Source organism: Rhodanobacter sp. C03 (genome assembly GCF_002001175.1).
GTDB lineage: Bacteria > Pseudomonadota > Gammaproteobacteria > Xanthomonadales > Rhodanobacteraceae > Rhodanobacter.
Genome location: NZ_MUNT01000012.1, coordinates 26,821 through 43,237 on the forward strand (window position 1 = coordinate 26,821; position 16,417 = coordinate 43,237).

At 63.9% G+C, this 16,417-nt stretch carries 14 protein-coding genes and 1 rRNA gene; 1 reads left to right on the plus strand and 14 read right to left on the minus strand.

Translation table 11 applies throughout. The features are described 5' to 3' along the window. Window positions 1-14: 14 nt before the first annotated feature. The 12 genes from B0E48_RS16280 to B0E48_RS16335 all read right to left on the minus strand — a co-directional run bounded on the left by B0E48_RS16280 (window position 15) and on the right by B0E48_RS16335 (window position 13,399). A complete protein-coding gene (locus B0E48_RS16280) occupies window positions 15-2,258 on the minus strand; it encodes a carboxy terminal-processing peptidase (protein ID WP_077519212.1) in 2,244 nt (747 codons plus the stop codon). 8 nt (window positions 2,259-2,266) lie between these two features. Beyond that, the gene (gene lipA / locus B0E48_RS16285; protein WP_077519213.1) at window positions 2,267-3,277 is read right to left on the minus strand and encodes a lipoyl synthase; all 1,011 of its coding nucleotides are present in this window, start codon (window positions 3,275-3,277) and stop codon (window positions 2,267-2,269) included. 9 nt (window positions 3,278-3,286) lie between these two features. Continuing rightward, window positions 3,287-3,955, minus strand: coding sequence for a lipoyl(octanoyl) transferase LipB (gene lipB / locus B0E48_RS16290; RefSeq protein ID WP_077519214.1), 669 nt, complete (start codon window positions 3,953-3,955; stop codon window positions 3,287-3,289). Between the two features lie 109 nt (window positions 3,956-4,064). Then, window positions 4,065-4,355: a DUF493 family protein gene (locus B0E48_RS16295; RefSeq protein WP_077519215.1), complete on the minus strand. Its 291-nt coding sequence runs from the start codon at window positions 4,353-4,355 to the stop codon at window positions 4,065-4,067. Then, the gene (locus tag B0E48_RS16300; protein ID WP_077519216.1) at window positions 4,355-5,599 is read right to left on the minus strand and encodes a D-alanyl-D-alanine carboxypeptidase family protein; all 1,245 of its coding nucleotides are present in this window, start codon (window positions 5,597-5,599) and stop codon (window positions 4,355-4,357) included. The genes B0E48_RS16295 and B0E48_RS16300 overlap by 1 nt, the downstream gene beginning before the upstream one ends. 73 nt (window positions 5,600-5,672) lie before the next feature. Then, window positions 5,673-6,590 (minus strand): septal ring lytic transglycosylase RlpA family protein, encoded by a 918-nt coding sequence (locus B0E48_RS16305; RefSeq protein WP_077519217.1) that lies wholly within the window; start codon window positions 6,588-6,590, stop codon window positions 5,673-5,675. After that, the gene (mltB, locus tag B0E48_RS16310) at window positions 6,587-7,597 is read right to left on the minus strand and encodes a lytic murein transglycosylase B (protein ID WP_077519218.1); all 1,011 of its coding nucleotides are present in this window, start codon (window positions 7,595-7,597) and stop codon (window positions 6,587-6,589) included. The genes B0E48_RS16305 and mltB overlap by 4 nt, the downstream gene beginning before the upstream one ends. A 109-nt stretch (window positions 7,598-7,706) precedes the next feature. Next, on the minus strand, window positions 7,707-8,822 hold the full coding sequence (gene rodA / locus B0E48_RS16315; protein ID WP_077519219.1) for a rod shape-determining protein RodA: 1,116 nt from the start codon (window positions 8,820-8,822) through the stop codon (window positions 7,707-7,709). Then, complete coding sequence (gene mrdA / locus B0E48_RS16320; RefSeq protein WP_077519220.1) at window positions 8,819-10,846, minus strand: penicillin-binding protein 2; 2,028 nt, start codon at window positions 10,844-10,846, stop codon at window positions 8,819-8,821. Before mrdA ends, rodA begins: the two co-directional genes overlap by 4 nt. 16 nt (window positions 10,847-10,862) lie before the next feature. After that, window positions 10,863-11,348, minus strand: coding sequence for a rod shape-determining protein MreD (gene mreD / locus B0E48_RS16325; RefSeq protein WP_077519221.1), 486 nt, complete (start codon window positions 11,346-11,348; stop codon window positions 10,863-10,865). After that, window positions 11,345-12,343: a rod shape-determining protein MreC gene (gene mreC, locus B0E48_RS16330; protein WP_077519222.1), complete on the minus strand. Its 999-nt coding sequence runs from the start codon at window positions 12,341-12,343 to the stop codon at window positions 11,345-11,347. Before mreC ends, mreD begins: the two co-directional genes overlap by 4 nt. Window positions 12,344-12,352: 9 nt before the next feature. Further along, a complete protein-coding gene (locus B0E48_RS16335; RefSeq protein WP_077519223.1) occupies window positions 12,353-13,399 on the minus strand; it encodes a rod shape-determining protein in 1,047 nt (348 codons plus the stop codon). 275 nt (window positions 13,400-13,674) lie between these two features. On the opposite strand from B0E48_RS16335, the gene B0E48_RS16340 reads away from it, so the two are divergent. After that, on the plus strand, window positions 13,675-14,610 hold the full coding sequence (locus B0E48_RS16340) for a carbohydrate kinase family protein (protein WP_077519224.1): 936 nt from the start codon (window positions 13,675-13,677) through the stop codon (window positions 14,608-14,610). A 61-nt stretch (window positions 14,611-14,671) separates the two neighbouring features. Here the strand turns inward: B0E48_RS16340 and glpK are convergent, their stop codons facing one another. After that, window positions 14,672-16,171: a glycerol kinase GlpK gene (gene glpK / locus B0E48_RS16345; RefSeq protein ID WP_077519225.1), complete on the minus strand. Its 1,500-nt coding sequence runs from the start codon at window positions 16,169-16,171 to the stop codon at window positions 14,672-14,674. Between the two features lie 129 nt (window positions 16,172-16,300). Continuing rightward, window positions 16,301-16,414 (minus strand): 5S ribosomal RNA (gene rrf / locus B0E48_RS16350). Window positions 16,415-16,417: the final 3 nt, after the last annotated feature.

A 16,417-nucleotide genomic window follows, 5' to 3' on the forward strand; every position in this document is an offset into this window, starting at 1 on the left:
TGCGCAGCGCTGACTCAGTGCGCAGCCGTCGGCGCCGCCACAGGAGCCGCCTTGTCCGCGACTGTGGCGACGCTGAACTTGCCGCCATACGGCAGCACTTCGGCCGCCAGCTTCGGGTCGACCTTGATCATGCCGACCGCGTCGTACAGGATGTGCGCGGTCTCGTTGAGCTCCACGTCCTTCGCCTTCTTCGCGTCCTTCTCCTGCTTGAGTTCGCTCTTCAGGCTGCGCTCGTTCGCATCGAGGCCGTCGTCGAGCGCATTGTCGTCGTCGCTCAGCACCGCGTCGGTACCGTCGATCGCCTTGTGCCGGTTGCGGAACTCGGTCTGCAGCGCATCCTGCTGCTTGCGCTCGGCTTCGCGGGTGACGTAGTTCAGCGAGATCGAGGTCTTGTCGCGCATGATCTTGTATTGCGCCAGCTCGTCGAGCATCAGCTTCCATGCCGGCGACTGCGCCACACGTGCATCGTGCAGCTGCTGCAACTGTGGCAGGTAGGCATTGAGATTGGCCACCGGCTGGTAATTGGCCGGCGCGATCTGCGTCCACTTCAGCGCGTTGTCGTAGGTGGACTCGCCGAAGTCCTTGTCGTCGCCGTTCTTCGGGAATGCGATATCCGGCGTCACGCCCTTCAGCTGGGTCGAGCCGCCATTGATCCGGAAGAACTCCTGGATGGTCATCTTCAGCTCGCCGAACTGCGGCTTCTCGCTGTCGCCGCTGGCGAAGCGGTCGAGGTCGACCAGGTTCTGCACGGTGCCCTTGCCGAACGTCGGCTCGCCGACGATCAGGCCGCGATGGTAGTCCTGGATCGCCGCGGCGAAGATCTCCGAAGCCGAAGCCGAGCCGCGGTTGACCAGCACCGCCAGCGGGCCGCTCCACGCCATGCCGGGATCGTCGTCGCCCTGTACCTCGACGTGACCCTTGGAATCGCGCACCTGCACCACCGGGCCGGTATCGATGAACAACCCGGTCATCGCATTGGCCTCGGCCAGCGAGCCGCCGCCGTTGTTGCGCAGATCCACGATCACGCCCTGCACGCCAGCCGTCTTCAGCTCGCCGAGCAGCTTGGCGACGTCGCGGGTGGCGCTCTTGAAGTCCTTGTCGCCTTCGCTGCGCGCACCGAAGTCGGAATAGAACGTGGGCAGTTCGATCACACCGATCTTGCGGGTGACATCACCGTCCTTGATATCGACAATCTTTTTCTTCGCTGCCTGTTCCTCGATGCTGACCTTCTGGCGCACCAGGCTGACGATCTCGTGCTTGCCGTCCACACCGGCGTCGGCCGGAATGATCTCCAGCTTTACGGTGGTGTCCTTCTTGCCGCGGATCAGGTTGACCACGTCATCCAGGCGCCAGCCGATCACGTCGACGATCGGATTGTTGCCCTGGCCGACGCCCACGACGCGATCGCCGACATGGACCTTGCCCGACTTGTTGGCCGGGCCAGCCGGTACCAGCTCGCGGATCTGGGTGTAGTCGTCGCGTGCCTGCAGCACCGCACCGATGCCTTCCAGCGACAGCTTCATCGCGATGTCGAAGTTCTCCGCTGCGCGCGGCCCGAGGTAATCGGTATGCGGGTCGGTGGTTTCGGCATACGCGGTCATGAACGTCTGGAACGCGTCCTCGCTGTCGAGCTGCTTCACGCGGTCGATGTAGCCGGCGTAACGCTTGTCCAGCGTCTTGCGGATCTCCGCATCGTCCTTGCCGGCCAGCTTCAGGCGCATCCAGTCGTTCATCGTACGCTGGCGCCACAAGGTGTCCAGCGCCGCCTGATCCTTCGGCCAGTCGACATTCTTGCGGTCGAACGTATAGCTCTGGTCGGTGGAGAAATCGAAGCCCTGCTTGAGCAGGCCACGCGCATAGCCCATGCGCTCGACGGCGCGCTGCACGTACAGGTTGAAGATCGAGAACGGCGCGGACAGGTCCTGATTCCAGATCGCGTCATCGAGCTGGGTCTTCAGCGGCGCGAACTTCGCCATGTCGGCCTGGGTGAAGAACACCTTCTCGCCATCCAGCAACTTGAAGTAGGCGTTGTAGATGCGCGCCGACATCGCATCGTCGAGCGGCTGCGCGTCATAGTGGAAGCGGGTCAGGAAGCGCGCCGACAGCTGCGCGGCCTGCGCCTCGGTGGCGGTGGGCTTGAGCGGCCAGCTGGCCGCCTTGCGACTGCCGTTGCCGGCACCGAGGTCGGCCGCCGACTGTGCGATGACACAGGTGGCAGTGAAGGCAAGCAGCAAGACCAGCGCGGGACGAAATTTCATGGGGGTTCTCAGACTGACTCGGTGACGCCCGCGGCATGCGCCTGCAGGTCGGCGTGATAGGACGAACGCACCAGCGGACCGGAGGCGACGTGATGGAAGCCCATCGCCTCACCGGCTTCGCGCAATGCCTCGAATTCTTCGGGAGTCCAGTAGCGCACCACCGGGTGATGGTGCGGCGTGGGCTGCAGGTACTGGCCAATGGTGATCATCTCGACGTCATGCGCGCGTAAATCGCCCATCGTCTCGATCACCTGATCCCAGGTTTCGCCCAGACCCAGCATGATGCCGGACTTGGTCGGCACCTCCGGATGCTGCGCCTTGAAGCGCTTGAGCAGGTCCAGCGACCACTGATAGTCGGCGCCCGGACGCACTTCGCGGTACAGGTGCGGCACGGTTTCCAGATTGTGGTTGAACACGTCCGGCGGGAAGTCCTTCAGCACTTCCAGCGCGCGCTCCATGCGGCCCTTGCCGCGGAAGTCCGGCGTGAGGATCTCGATCCGGATGTTCGGACTCGCATGGCGGGTCGCGCGGATACAAGCAGCGAAGTGCTCGGCGCCGCCGTCGCGCAGGTCGTCGCGATCGACCGAGGTGATCACCACATAGCGCAGGCGCATGTCGCGGATCGTCTCGGCAAGCCGTGCCGGCTCCAGCGGGTCGGGTGCGGATGGACGTCCATGCGCCACGTCGCAGAACGAGCAGCGGCGCGTGCACACCTCGCCGAGGATCATGAACGTCGCGGTGCCCTTGCTGAAGCACTCGTGGATGTTTGGGCAGGACGCTTCCTCGCACACGGTGACCAGCGCGTTCTCGCGCAGGCGCGCCTTCAGCTGCTGCACGGCATTGCCCTGCGGCAACCGCACGCGGATCCAGCTCGGCTTGCGCAGCGTCGGTACCGCGCTGTCGAAACCGGCACGGTTCAGCGCGATCTTGTCGTTGCCGACCTGTTTTTCACCCGCAGGCGCACCGCTGACGACGGTGATCGGGATGACCTTGGCGGAAGAAGTGGAAATTTCGCTCATGTAGACAGCTCAGACCGCCTCGCGAGCGGGGAGTTCGGGCAAGACAGGGGCAGCTGGCTCGGCGACAAAGCCGAACTGGCAGCAGAACTGCTCCGCCAGTACGTCCTCGACCGCGGCCAATTGCGACGGACCGCCCAAGTCTACCATTTGCGTGACCGCCAAACCCTTGTAGCCGCAAGGGTTGATGCGGTGAAACGGCTCCAGGTCCATGTTCACGTCGAGGGCGAGGCCGTGAAAACTGCAACCGCGGCGCACACGCAGTCCCAGCGCGGCCACCTTGGCCTCGGCCACATACACGCCGGGGGCGCCTTCGCGCCGGGCCGCCACGATCTGCCAGTGCGCCAGCGTATCGATGATCGACTGCTCGATCTTGTGGACCAGCTCGCGCACGCTCACTCCGGCGCGGCGCAGGTCGATCAATGGATAGCCGACGATCTGGCCAGGGCCGTGATAGGTGACCTGGCCACCGCGATCGACCGGCACCACCGGAATATCGCCGGCCGCCAGCACGTGCTCCATCTTGCCAGCCTGGCCCAGCGTGAACACTGGATCGTGTTCCAGCAGCCACAGCTCGTCGACCGTATCTGCCGTTCGGTTGTCGGTGAACGCACTCATCGCCCGCCACACCGGCTCGTACGGCTGGCGGCCAAGGCGACGGATTTTCAACGGCAACGACATGGTGGAACCTTGGGAGGGAGCCAGTAGGAGCGCACCTTGTGCGCGATGCTCTGATGTTTATGGATGCGAAGAGCATCGCGCACAAGGTGCGCTCCTACCGGGCGGAGATTTACATCGTGTAACGCACATCCGGGCTGGCACGCAGTGCGTCGTGGGCCGCCTCGTACTGCTCGCGGTTGTCGCAATGGAAGCTCACCGTCACCGAGACGAAATTGCCGGCACCGGAATGCCGGTGCCGCACGCTTTCGTGCAACACCCGCAGGCCGGCGCGCTCCAGCAACTGCGGCACGTGGGTCGGCAGGTTCGCGCTGGCATTGCCGACCGCGGTGATCTCGAACTCACCGGGAAACTGGAAACCCTTCCCGTCCTGCTTCGCTTTCGTGAAGTCGATCGGTTGCATTATTTTGCACTCGGAGCCGGTTCACTGTTGCTCTTGCTGCTGTGGAACCACAGCATGATGCTGTCCCACAGGCGCGAGAAGAAACCGCCCTGCGGCGCATCGTTCAGCGCAACCAGCGGCACCGTCTGCACCGGCTGGCCGTCCAGCGAAACGCGCAGCGTCCCGACCTGCTGGCCCTTGCTGAACGGCGCGATCAGGGTGGCCGGAATATCCATGTCGGCCTTGAGCTTGTCGTAATCGCCGCGCTTGACGGTGACCTGCACGTCCTCGGCGACGCCGATCGGCAACTGGTTCGTCGTACCCTTCCACAACCGCGGCGTGGCCAGCGGCTTGCTGGCGTCATACAGCTTGTGCGTCTCGTAGAAACGGAAACCGTAGTTGAGCAAGGCCATCGCCGAGTCGGCGCGTGCCTTCTCGCTGCTGGCGCCCATCACGATCGCGATCATGCGCGACTCGCCCTGCTTGGCCGAGGCCGCCAGACAGAAGCCGGCCGCCGCGGTGTGGCCGGTCTTGATGCCGTCCACGCTCGGATCGCGCCACAGCAGCGTATTGCGGTTGCCCTGCTTGATGCCATTCCATTCGAACTGCTTGATCGCGGAGATCGCGTAGTCCTCGGGGAAATCGTGGATCAGCGCGCGCGACAGGATCGCGATGTCGTGCGCGGTGGTGTAGTGGTTGGCGATCGGGTAGCCGGAGGCATTCTCGAAGTTCGAGTTGACCATGCCGAGTTGTTTGGCATAGGCATTCATCAGGCCGGCGAAGGCCGACTCGGAACCGGCGGTGTGCTCGGCCAGTGCGATCGCGGCGTCGTTGCCGGACTGGATGATCAGGCCGTACAACAGATCCTTCAGCGGCACCTGACTGTTGAGCTTGAGGAAGCTGGTGGAACCGTCGGTACCCGCGCCGCCCCCGCGCCACGCGTTCTCGCTGATGGTGACCGGATCGGTCATGTGGACCTTGCCGTTGGCGACTTCGGCGGAGACGACGTAGTCGGTCATGATCTTGGTGATCGAGGCCGGCTCCACGCGCAGATCCGGCTCCTTGCTGGCGAGGATCTGGCCAGTGGCGTAATCCATCAATACCCAGGCCTTGCCATCGACATCCGGCGGCGGTGGTACCGGCGCGTCAGGCACCACGGGCCGGGGCACCGGCGCAGGATGCGGCGGCGCCGTCTGGGCGACGGCAATACCGAACAGCAGGGCAGCAGCAGCGAACGGAATCAGGGTGCGGCGGAAAAAATTCATCGTGGTCTTCAATCCAGTCTTGGATGCCGACGCGGCAGGTGCCGGCAAGGTGTCAGTGTTCGAACAAACCCGCTCAGTCTACCGCGACCTGCGGCCGAGGCAGACCCATGCCCTCGATCCGGGCGCTGACCTGATCGGCGCTGTTCACATCCGCCAGTGGCCCGACGCGCACCCGGCGCACGTGCTGGCCGTTGATTTCGGCATCGGACACCTGCACCGTACCCAGCCCGGCCTGACGCAGACGCTGGGCCACCTTCTCGGCATTGTCAGCATCGGAAAACGCACCGACCTGCAGGTAGATTCCCGGGTGTGCGCTTGTGACCACAGCCGCTGGCGGCAGTTCCGACGCCGGCTCGCCGGGATCGATACCGCGCACCTCGACCAGCCCGGTGCCCTTGGGCCAGATACCGATCTTCACCGCCGCCGCGTAGGACAGATCGATCACACGATCTTCATGAAACGGGCCACGGTCGTTCACCCGCACGATCACACTCTTGCCGTTCTGCAAGTTGGTGACCCGCGCATAGCTGGGCAACGGCAAGGTCTTGCTGGCCGCGGTAAACGCATACATGTCGTAGGTTTCGAGGCTGGAGGTCTTGTAGCCGTGGAACTTGTTGCCATAGAACGAGGCGATGCCGCGCTCGTCGTAGCCACGCGCGCTGGGCAGCACTTTGTAAGTCTGCCCAAGCACGGAATACGGCGACTTGTTGCCGTACAGCGAACGCGGCTCGATCTTCGGCACCGGCTCGACCAGCTTGCTGAGATCCGGTGGTGGGCCGCCCGGCACGCTGTCGCTGTTGTCGCGATAACGGCTGCCCTGGGATTTGCTGATGTCGTCGCTGAACGGAACGCTGCCGGCACTCGCCGGCGCCGACGCTGTGCGGCTATTGTTGCGCGATATGCCATGCGCGGGCCGCGGCTTCGCCCCGCTGCACCCGGCCAGCAGCACCGCGGCCAACAGCATCGCCGCCACCCATCCGCAGCGTTTCATCGGGCCTGATCCGCTTGGTGCACCCCTGCGATGATCGCCTGCGCCAGCTGGTTGACCGCCATCGCGTACAGCGGACTGCGGTTGTAGGTGGTGATCACGTAGAAATTCTGGAAGGTGAACCAGTACTCCGGCCCGTTCACGCCCTCGAGCGTCTGCAGGCTGCTCGGCTGCCCCGGATTCAGCGCCTGCAACGGGGCGTAGCCCCACGCCTCAAGCTGTTCCAGCGACCATTGCGGTTTGGCGTCCTTCACCGTGAGCGGCTTCTGTGCCCCGTCCGGTTGCGCCCGCGCCGCCACCGGACCGCCGTTGATCCAGCCATGCTTCGTGAAATAGTTGGCGACACTGGCCAGGATGTCCGGCAGCGAGTTCCTCATGTCGATATGGCCGTCGCCATCCGCGTCCACGCCGTAATCGCGGATGCTCGACGGCATGAACTGACCCCAACCCTGCGCGCCGGCGTAGGAGCCGGTAAGCGTATCGAGCGGGCCGGCCAGATGGTTGTCGGGCAGCTCCAGCAGCGTCTTCAGCTCGCTGCGAAAGAACGTGGCGCGCGGCGGGTAGTACAGGCCCAGCGTGACCAGCGCGTCTAGTACCATGTACTTGCCGGTGTTGCCGCCGTAGCTGGTTTCCACGCCGACGATCGCCACCAGATATTCCGGCGCCACGCCGTACTGGCGCCCGATCTGTTCCAGCAACGCGCGATGCGCGCGGTAGAACGCGATGCCGCCATCGATGCGCTGGTCGGTCAGGAAGATCGGCCGGTAATCCTTCCACGGCTTGCCCTCGGCCGGACGGCTTATCGCATCGAGGATGCTCTGCTGCCTCTTCGCGCCATCGAGCAATGCATTCAGCGCCTGCGGGCTCTTGCCGGTATCGCGCGCCACCTCACGTACCAGTTCGTCTTGTCCGGGATGCGTAGCCGCCAGTGCCGGGGCCACCGTACCCATCCAGAACAGACTCAAGACGGCAAGAAAACGGACCGGGCGTAGCGCGGGAATGACGGTCATGAATAGGCTTCGCTGGCAGTAGTGGCGGCTTCGTCGAAAGCCTAACATGCACGCCTCGGCAAGCCTGTCCTGCAGCAGGTCATCCGCAGACCGCTGGATGGCAGCGCTTTCAGTCGTGCATCTTGCGATTGGCATGGATCGACATCAGCACGCCGAAGCCGACCAGCAGCGATACCGCCGAGGTGCCGCCGTAACTGATCATCGGCATCGGCACGCCGACCACCGGCAGCATGCCGGCGACCATGCCGCCGTTGACGAATACGTAGACGAAGAAACTCATGCCGATCGCACCGGCGAGCAGACGCGAGTAGGTATCGCGCGCCTCCATCGCGATCCACAGGCAGCGGCCGATGATGAAGGCGTACAGCAGCATGATCCCGATCACGCCGATCAGGCCGAACTCTTCGGAGAACACCGCGAAGATGAAGTCGGTAGTGTGCTCGGGCAGGAAATCCAGCCGCGATTGCGTGCTGTGCTGCCAGCCCTTGCCGAACATGCCGCCGGAGCCCACCGCGATCTGCGACTGGATGATGTGCCAGCCGTTGCCGAGCGGATCGGATTCCGGGTTGAGCAGGGTCAGCACACGATCACGCTGGTACTGGTGCAGGAAATGCCAGCCGACCGGAATCATGCCGCCGACCGCACCGATCAGCAGGCCGATGCGCCACCATGCCATGCCGGACAGAAACAGTGCGAACGCACCGGCAGCCGTCACCAGCAAGGCCGTGCCCAGATCCGGTTGCTTGGCGATCAGCGCAGCCGGGATCGCTATCAACAGGCCGACGACGGCCATGTCCTTCCAGCTTGGCGGCAGCTGGCGCGGATGCAGGTACCAGGCAACCATCATCGGCATCGTCAGCTTGAGCAGTTCGGACGGCTGAAAGCGCATCACGCCCAGGTTCAACCAGCGATTGGCACCACGCCCTTCGCCGAGTATCGCCACCACCACCAGCAACGCGGTACTGCCGACATACAGCCAGGGTGTCCAACTGCGCAACGTCGAGGGTGGAATACGCGAGATCAGCAACAGCAGCACGCCACCCAGCACGAAGCGGCCAGCCTGGCCGCCGACCAGGTTCATGTTGTCACCGCCGGCGCTGTAGAGCGTGATCAGACCCACCGTGGCCAGTGCGAACAGGCCGAGAGCCAGCGGCAGATCGATCCGCGGTCGGGTCAGGGTGCGGCGCAGGAAGCGATGGAGGCGGGCATGGATGGTCTCGATCATGGTGTCGCCCCGTCGTCGCTGCTGGATGCGCTTGCCGGGTCGCTGCTGGATGCGTTTGCCGGAACGTCTTCGGCTGGAGCCGCTTCATCAGGAGCCGCTTGATTGCCCGGTGGCGCCGCCGGCTTGGGCAACGGCACATCCACCGGCGGCGGCCCACCCTTGGCAAACACCACCCACGCGTCGAAAATCTTGCGCACGATCGGTCCGGCATCCTGCGCGCCCCATGCTCCCGCTTCGAGGACGACAGCAGCGGCAATCTGCGGATCGTCCGCCGGAGTGTAGGCCTCGAACCATGCACGATGGCGCGCCGCCAGATAGGCGAGGTTCTTGTTGGTGTTGTACGCCTGCGACGTACGCGAGAAACGCTCGGCGGTACCACTCTTGCCGGCGATCAGATACGGGAAGCCGTCATTCAGCCCCTTGCCGGTACCGCCGGTGATCACCGCCCGCATGCCTTCGTTGATCACGTCCCAGTCGGAAGCCTTGCTGATCAAGGATGGACCGGTGGGCGGGTTGGCCAGTGGCTGCGGTTGTGCTTCGGCAACGGCCTTGGTGGCCATCACCAGCCGCGGCTGGTAGGGCACGCCGTGCCCGGCCAGGGTGGCCACGGCATGACCGAGCTGCAACGGAGTCACCGCCCAATAACCTTGGCCGATACCGGCAATCACGGTTTCGCCGGGGAACCAGCCAAATTTGCTGTGCTTGGCCTTCCACTCGCGCGAGGGCAGTACACCTTCGGATTCACCGAGCAGGTCGATACCGGTCTTGCCGCCGAAACTGAAACGGCTCATCCAGGCGCTCAGCCGATCGATGCCCAGATCGAGCGCCAGTTTGTAAAAATAGGTGTTGGTCGACTTCTCGATCGCGCGCACCATGTTCACCGTGCCGTCGCCGCCACGGGTATCGTCGCGGTAACAACCTCCCCGTCCCGTCGAGTTGCTGCCGCCGTGTCCGGGCAGGCAGAACTGACCTGTGGACAGCACCGTATCTCCGGGACGGCGTACACCATATTCGAGTCCACCCAGCGCGAGCAGCGGTTTCACCGTCGAGCCGGGCGGATAGACACCTTTCAGCGCGCGGTTGACCAGCGGCTTGGCCGGGTCGTTGGTCAGTCCGGTGTAATCGGCCTGGCTGATGCCATTGACGAACAGGTTCGGATCGAACGTGGGCACGCTGACCATCGCCAGCACCTGGCCATTGCGCGGGTCGATCGCCACCGCAGCGCCAGGCCGACCGTCGAACGCTGCCTCGGTGGCCTTCTGGATGCGCGCGTCGATGCTCAGATACAGATTCCTGCCAGGTATCGGCGCATGCGTTTCCAGCACCTGCTGGATGCGCCCATCCGCATTGACCTCGTCCAGTTCGTAGCCCGGCGTACCGTGCAATACATCCTCGTAGGATCGCTCGATTCCGGTGCGGCCGACATGACTGGTGCCCTTGTAACGCACCGGATCGAGCCGATCGAGGTCATCGGCATCAATGCGACTGACATAGCCCACCACATGCGCAAACAGCGCACCCAGTGGATAGCGCCGGGTCAGGTACGGCACCACGTCCACACCGGGGAAACGCCAGCGGTTCACCGCGAAACGGTCGATCTCGTCCTCGGTCAGACGCATCTTCAACGGCACGCTGTCGAAGCGCCGACTTTGCTGGAGCTGCTTCCTGAACGCATCCAGGTCGTCCTGACCCAACGGTACCACCATGCCAAGCTCGGTCAGCAGGGCCGGCATGTCGTTGATCTTGTCGGGTATCACGTCGAGCCGGAACGCCGGAACGTTGTCAGCAAGCAGCACGCCGTTGCGGTCATAGATCAAGCCGCGCGCCGGTGGAATCACCCGCGGCTTGACACTGTTGTTGGTCGAGCGGATGGCGAACTCGCTGTGACGCGTCACCTGCAGAAACTGGAAGCGACCGACCAGCACACAAAGCCCGATCAGGATCAGCACGAAACCCGCCAGCGCACGACGCCGAAACAAGGCGCTTTCGCCACGGGTGTCCTTGATCGATCGCCGGATCCTCATGTCACTGGTTCATGTCTTATTGAATCCGCAGACGCATGCGCAGATCGTCAAGCAGCAGGAACAGGAACGGCCACAGCGCGGCGCCGACAAACGGCGAAATCCACCAGCTCGCCGGCGGCAGCGAGGCACCTGCCAGTACGCGCACGATCAGCAGCAGGATGCGGTCGTTCAACAGCAACGCCAGTACTGCGAGGGTCTGCTGCCACATCGGGAAAAAACGCAGTCGCGAGCGAAAGCGCAGTGCGATGAAGACCAGTGCGCATAACCGCAGAGCCTGTTCACCGAGCACTACGCCATTCAACAGATCCGCGACCAGGCCGATCGCGAAAGCCAGCCCCAGCGAAACCCGATCCTCCGATTCCAGCGACCAGTACAGCAGGAACAATGCCGGCCAGTACGGCTTGAACGGCTCCAGCACGCCGGGCAGCGGCACCAGCATCGACAGCAGCGCAAACGCCAGCGTGCCGATGAACCACCACAAACTCAGGCGCTGCCGGTTCATCGCGGTACCCCGCTGGTCGTGGCTGGCGCCGGTGCCGACGGCTTGGTGACAGAAGCTGCGCCGGGCTTGCCCGACGGCGTGACTGGCGTGGCCGTGCCCGGCGTCAGCTCAGCGGGCGGTCCCATCGGCTTCACCGGTGCTGGCGGCCCGTCCGGTTCAGCCTGGTCGTGCAGCAGCAGCACGTCCTCGCTGCGATCGATATCCGCCGCCGGTTGCGCCTGCGCGACCTGGAACATGCCGGTGTCTGCGGGCGCCACCGATCGAACCTCGCCCACCGGAAAGCCCGGCGGGAAACGCCCACCGAGGCCGGAGGTCAGCAGGCGATCGCCGACACGCACGTCGGCCGCGAGAGGAATACTCGGCAAGGTCAGCTGGCCATCGCGCGAGCCGTAGGCCACGGTGCGCAGGCCGGAACGTTCGATCACCACCGGAATCGCATGTGCCGGATCGGTCACCAGCATCACCACCGATGTGGTCGGCAGTACTTCCTTCACCTGTCCCATCACGCCATGCGCATCGATCACCGGCTGGCCCGGCTTGACGCCGTCACGCGCACCCACGTTCAGCGTCAGCTGATAGCGGTACGCGCCCATGTCCACGCCGATGACCCGTGCCAGTTGCACGTTCAACTCGAGGCTGTGCTGGGTATCGAGCAATTCCTTCAGGCGCTGATTCTGTTCGGCCACCGCGGACATCCGGTTCAACTTCGCGTTGGCCAGCAGGAGATCCTCGCGCAAGCGCTGGTTCTGCTCGGTAAGGTGCTGGCGATCGGCAAATGCCACGCTCATGCTGCGTACGCCGATCGCCGGCAGGCCGGCGAGCCGGTACACCGGCTCGATCACCGCCGCCGCGCCATAGCGCAGCCGCCACAACCAGCCATTGCGCTGGTCGAGCACCATCAGCACCACGGCGAGTGCAAGATAGAAAATCAGTCGCAGCGTGCCGGCCGCATTGCCGGCGAACAACGGCGAGGACTCATCGCGCGCGCGCGCCATGGTCCGGTCTTACTCTGGTGCGAAGAAATCGCTGCCGTGCTGATCGATCAGCTCCAGCGCCTTGCCACCACCACGCGCCACACAGGTCAGCGGATCATCCGCCACCTGTACGTGCAGGCCGGTCTCCTCCGAGATCAGGCGATCCAGATCACGCAGCAGCGCACCACCGCCCGTGAGCACGATGCCGCGCTCGGCGACGTCGGAGCACAGTTCCGGCGGGGTTTGCTCCAGCGCCGACTTGACCGCCGCCACGATGCCGGCGAGCGGCTCGTGCAGCGCTTCGAGGATTTCGTTGGAGTTGATCGTGAACATGCGCGGCACGCCTTCGGCGAGGTTGCGGCCGGAGATCTCGATCTCCTTCACGTTCGCCTGCGGGAACGCGCAACCGATCTCCAGCTTGATCCGCTCCGCCGTGGACTCGCCGATCAGGGTACCGTGGTTGCGACGCACGTAGTTGATGATCGCCTCGTCGAAGCGATCGCCGCCCACGCGGACCGACTGCGAGTAGACGATGCCGTTGAGCGAGATCACCGCGACTTCGGACGTACCGCCACCGATGTCGAGCACCATCGCACCACGCGCCTCGTGCACCGGAATGCCGGCACCGATCGCGGCGGCCATCGGCTCCTCGATCAGGAACACGTCACGCGCACCGGCACCCTCGGCCGATTCCTTGATCGCGCGGCGCTCGACCTGGGTCGAACCGCACGGCACGCAGACCAGCACGCGCGGGCTCGGCCGCAGGAAACGCGACTTGTGCACCTGCTTGATGAAGTGCTGCAGCATGGCCTCGGTCATGGTGAAGTCGGCGATCACGCCGTCCTTCATCGGCCGCACCGTGGCGATATTGCCCGGCGTGCGACCGAGCATGCGCTTGGCGTCGCCACCGACCGCCGCAATCGTGCGCGGGCCACCGGGACCTCGATCCTGACGAATCGCCACCACCGACGGCTCGTTCAGGACGATGCCCTGGCCACGCACATAGATCAGCGTATTGGCCGTGCCGAGGTCGATGGAGATGTCGTTGGAAAAGATCCCGCGAAACTTCTTGAACATGGGTCCGCCGTGGCTCGGCTTGGCTAAAAAGTAAGCTCGCCAGTCTAGTCAGCGCGGCACGCATGCGCAAGGACAATAACGTTAAGAAAGCCTTCTACAACACAGCGATAAGTGCGTTTTCCAGCGCCGCGAACGAACCCGACGTCGATGCAAAAATTCGCCAAGGCAGGCAGATGACGGTACGATTCCACCCTTTGGCCGGGGCTTCCGGTTCGGCGTACGGCCGATCGCAGCTGCCGCGGCCTCTCACACTTGCCCGGGGGCTCCCGCACATCATGTCTGCCGTCATCTGCGGATCGCTGGCCTACGACACCATCATGGTGTTCCAGGATCAGTTCAAGAATCACATCCTGCCTGATCAGATGCACATCCTGAACGTGTCGTTCCTGGTGCCGCGGATGCGCCGCGAGTTCGGCGGCTGCGCTGGCAATATCGCCTACAACCTCAAGCTGCTCGGCGGCGATCCGCTGCCGGTGGCTGCGGTGGGTCAGGATTTCGCGCCGTATCGCAAGCATCTTGAGCAATGCGGCATCCGGCTCGACTGTGTGCGCGAATTCGACGACCAGTTCACCCCGCAGTGCTTCATCACCACCGACCTGGACAACAACCAGATTACCGCCTTCCACCCCGGAGCGATGTCCAGCGCACAGGAAAACCACGTGCGCGACATTCCGCAGGTCGACTTTGCGATCGTCGCTCCCGATGGTCGCGAGGCGATGCTGCAGCACGTCGATGAATTCGCCGCACGCGGTGTTCCGTTCATCTTCGATCCGGGCCAGGCGATGCCATTGTTCAATGGCGATGAATTCCGCTCGATGATCACCAAGTCGACCTATGTGATCGTCAACGACTACGAATCACAGCTGCTGCAGACCCGTACTGGTTGGAGCGCAGCCGAGATCGCAGCGCAGGTGAAGGCCTACATCGTGACCCAGGGACCCCGCGGCTCGATCATCTACGCCGGCAGCGAAACGCACGACATTCCGCCTGCACGCGAACGCCAGGTCGTCGATCCCACCGGTTGCGGCGACGCTTACCGCGCAGGCCTGATCTTCGGCATCATGCGCGGCAAGGACTGGCCGACGGTGGGCCGCATGGCCTCGCTGATGGGCGCGCTTAAAGTGGAGCACCCTGGCACTCAGAACCAGCGTTTCAACTACGCCGAGTTTGCCGCGGAGTTCCTCGAACAGTTCGGCTACGCGCTGGATTGATCGCCACACCCGCGACGATTTCACCGCGAGGCTCCCGCATTACGCGGGAGCCTCGTTCGTATCAACTCACGCGAAAGCCGATGGTGGCGTTCACCGCATCCTGCCAGCCGCGATACAGGCGCTCTCGGGTTGGCTCATCCATCTCCGGCTGAAAGCGCCGATCCATTTGCCATAGTTCCGCAATCTGCGTTCGACTCTTCCAGAATCCCACCGCCAGTCCCGCCAGATAGGCAGCACCCAGCGCCGTGGTTTCGGTCACTCGCGGCCGCAGCACCGGCACACCGAGCATGTCGCTCTGGAATTGAGCCATGAAATCATTGGCGATCGCCCCACCATCGGCGCGTAATTCCTTCAGCGGAATGCCGGCATCGGCCTCCATCGCCGCCAATACGTCGCGCGACTGGTAGGCCATCGACTCGAGTGCGGCGCGCACCACATGTTCCTTCCTGGTGCCACGCGACAAACCGAACATCGCACCACGCACATCGCTGCGCCAGTAGGGTGCCCCCAGGCCAACGAAGGCCGGCACCAGATACACGCCTTCGCTGGACGGGATGCTTTCCGCGCATGCCTGCGAATCACTGGCGTGCTCCAGCATGCGCAGGGCATCGCGCAACCACTGCACCACCGAGCCGGCGACGAAGATGCTGCCTTCCAGGGCGTATTCGACAGTGCCGTCCAGTTCCCAGGCGATCGTGGTAAGCAGGCCGTGCCGTGATGGCACCGCCACGACACCGGTATGCATCAGCATGAAACAGCCGGTACCGTAGGTATTCTTCGCCATGCCCGGCTCGAAGCAGGCCTGCCCGAACAGCGCCGCCTGCTGATCGCCGGCGACACCGCTGATCGGCACGCCGGCCGGAAAGCCATGCGTAGCTGCGGTATGCCCATATACCTCACTGCAGGAACGCACCTGCGGCAACATGCTGCGCGGAATATCCAGCATGCGCAGCAATTCGTCGTCCCAGCAGCGTGCGTGGATGTCGTACAGCAGCGTACGCGCGGCATTGCTGACATCGGTGACATGCAGCTTGCCGCCCGTGAGATTCCAGATCAGCCAGGTATCGATCGTGCCGAACAGCAGGTCACCCCGTTCCGCGCGGGCGCGGGCGCCATCGACATGATCGAGAATCCAGCGGACCTTGCTGCCGGAGAAATACGCATCGATCAGCAGCCCGGTCTTCTCACGCACCAATGACGCATAGCCGTCAGCCTCGAGCCGTTCGCATATCGCCAGACTCTGTCGCGATTGCCACACAATCGCGTTATGGACAGGCTGGCCGGTATGGCGATCCCAGACCACTGTCGTTTCGCGCTGGTTGGTGATGCCGATACCGGCAAGCGCACTGGCGTCGACCTGCGCTGATACAAGCACTTCAGATACCGTCGTCCGCACACTTGCGAGGATTTCGTGCGGATCGTGTTCCACCCAGCCCGGCTGCGGGAAGATCTGACGGAATTCGCGCTGAGCCGACCCAACAACCCCACCAGCACGATCGAACAGCATCGCACGCGAGCTGGTTGTGCCTTGATCAATCGCCAGGATGTAATGCTTTTCCAAGGATCACCACTCGCTTCGAGTTCTATCTGAGCCGAAACCGAAGGTTACCAACAAGCCGCGACATCGCCATCATGAAGCGCGCAAAGAAAAAACCCCCACCGTTTCGGGTGGAGGTTTTTGGGATAAAGCCCCTGGCGGTGACCTACTCTTGCATGGCAAAGCCACACTACCATCGGCGCATGCGCGTTTCACTTCTGAGTTCGGGATGGGATCAGGTGGTACCACGCCGCTATGGCCGCCAGGGAA

Excerpts from the sequence above, each read along its gene's own strand:
- mltB (WP_077519218.1), bottom strand. The coding sequence starts at position 7,597 with ATGACCGTCATTCCCGCGCTACGCCCGGTCCGTTTTCTTGCCGTCTTG.
- B0E48_RS16295 (WP_077519215.1), bottom strand. The coding sequence starts at position 4,355 with ATGCAACCGATCGACTTCACGAAAGCGAAGCAGGACGGGAAGGGTTTC.
- lipB (WP_077519214.1), bottom strand. The coding sequence starts at position 3,955 with ATGTCGTTGCCGTTGAAAATCCGTCGCCTTGGCCGCCAGCCGTACGAG.
- B0E48_RS16340 (WP_077519224.1), top strand. The coding sequence starts at position 13,675 with ATGTCTGCCGTCATCTGCGGATCGCTGGCCTACGACACCATCATGGTG.
- mrdA (WP_077519220.1), bottom strand. The coding sequence starts at position 10,846 with ATGAGGATCCGGCGATCGATCAAGGACACCCGTGGCGAAAGCGCCTTG.
- B0E48_RS16335 (WP_077519223.1), bottom strand. The coding sequence starts at position 13,399 with ATGTTCAAGAAGTTTCGCGGGATCTTTTCCAACGACATCTCCATCGAC.
- lipA (WP_077519213.1), bottom strand. The coding sequence starts at position 3,277 with ATGAGCGAAATTTCCACTTCTTCCGCCAAGGTCATCCCGATCACCGTC.
- B0E48_RS16300 (WP_077519216.1), bottom strand. The coding sequence starts at position 5,599 with ATGAATTTTTTCCGCCGCACCCTGATTCCGTTCGCTGCTGCTGCCCTG.
- B0E48_RS16280 (WP_077519212.1), bottom strand. The coding sequence starts at position 2,258 with ATGAAATTTCGTCCCGCGCTGGTCTTGCTGCTTGCCTTCACTGCCACC.
- B0E48_RS16305 (WP_077519217.1), bottom strand. The coding sequence starts at position 6,590 with ATGAAACGCTGCGGATGGGTGGCGGCGATGCTGTTGGCCGCGGTGCTG.
- mreC (WP_077519222.1), bottom strand. The coding sequence starts at position 12,343 with ATGGCGCGCGCGCGCGATGAGTCCTCGCCGTTGTTCGCCGGCAATGCG.
- mreD (WP_077519221.1), bottom strand. The coding sequence starts at position 11,348 with ATGAACCGGCAGCGCCTGAGTTTGTGGTGGTTCATCGGCACGCTGGCG.
- rodA (WP_077519219.1), bottom strand. The coding sequence starts at position 8,822 with ATGATCGAGACCATCCATGCCCGCCTCCATCGCTTCCTGCGCCGCACC.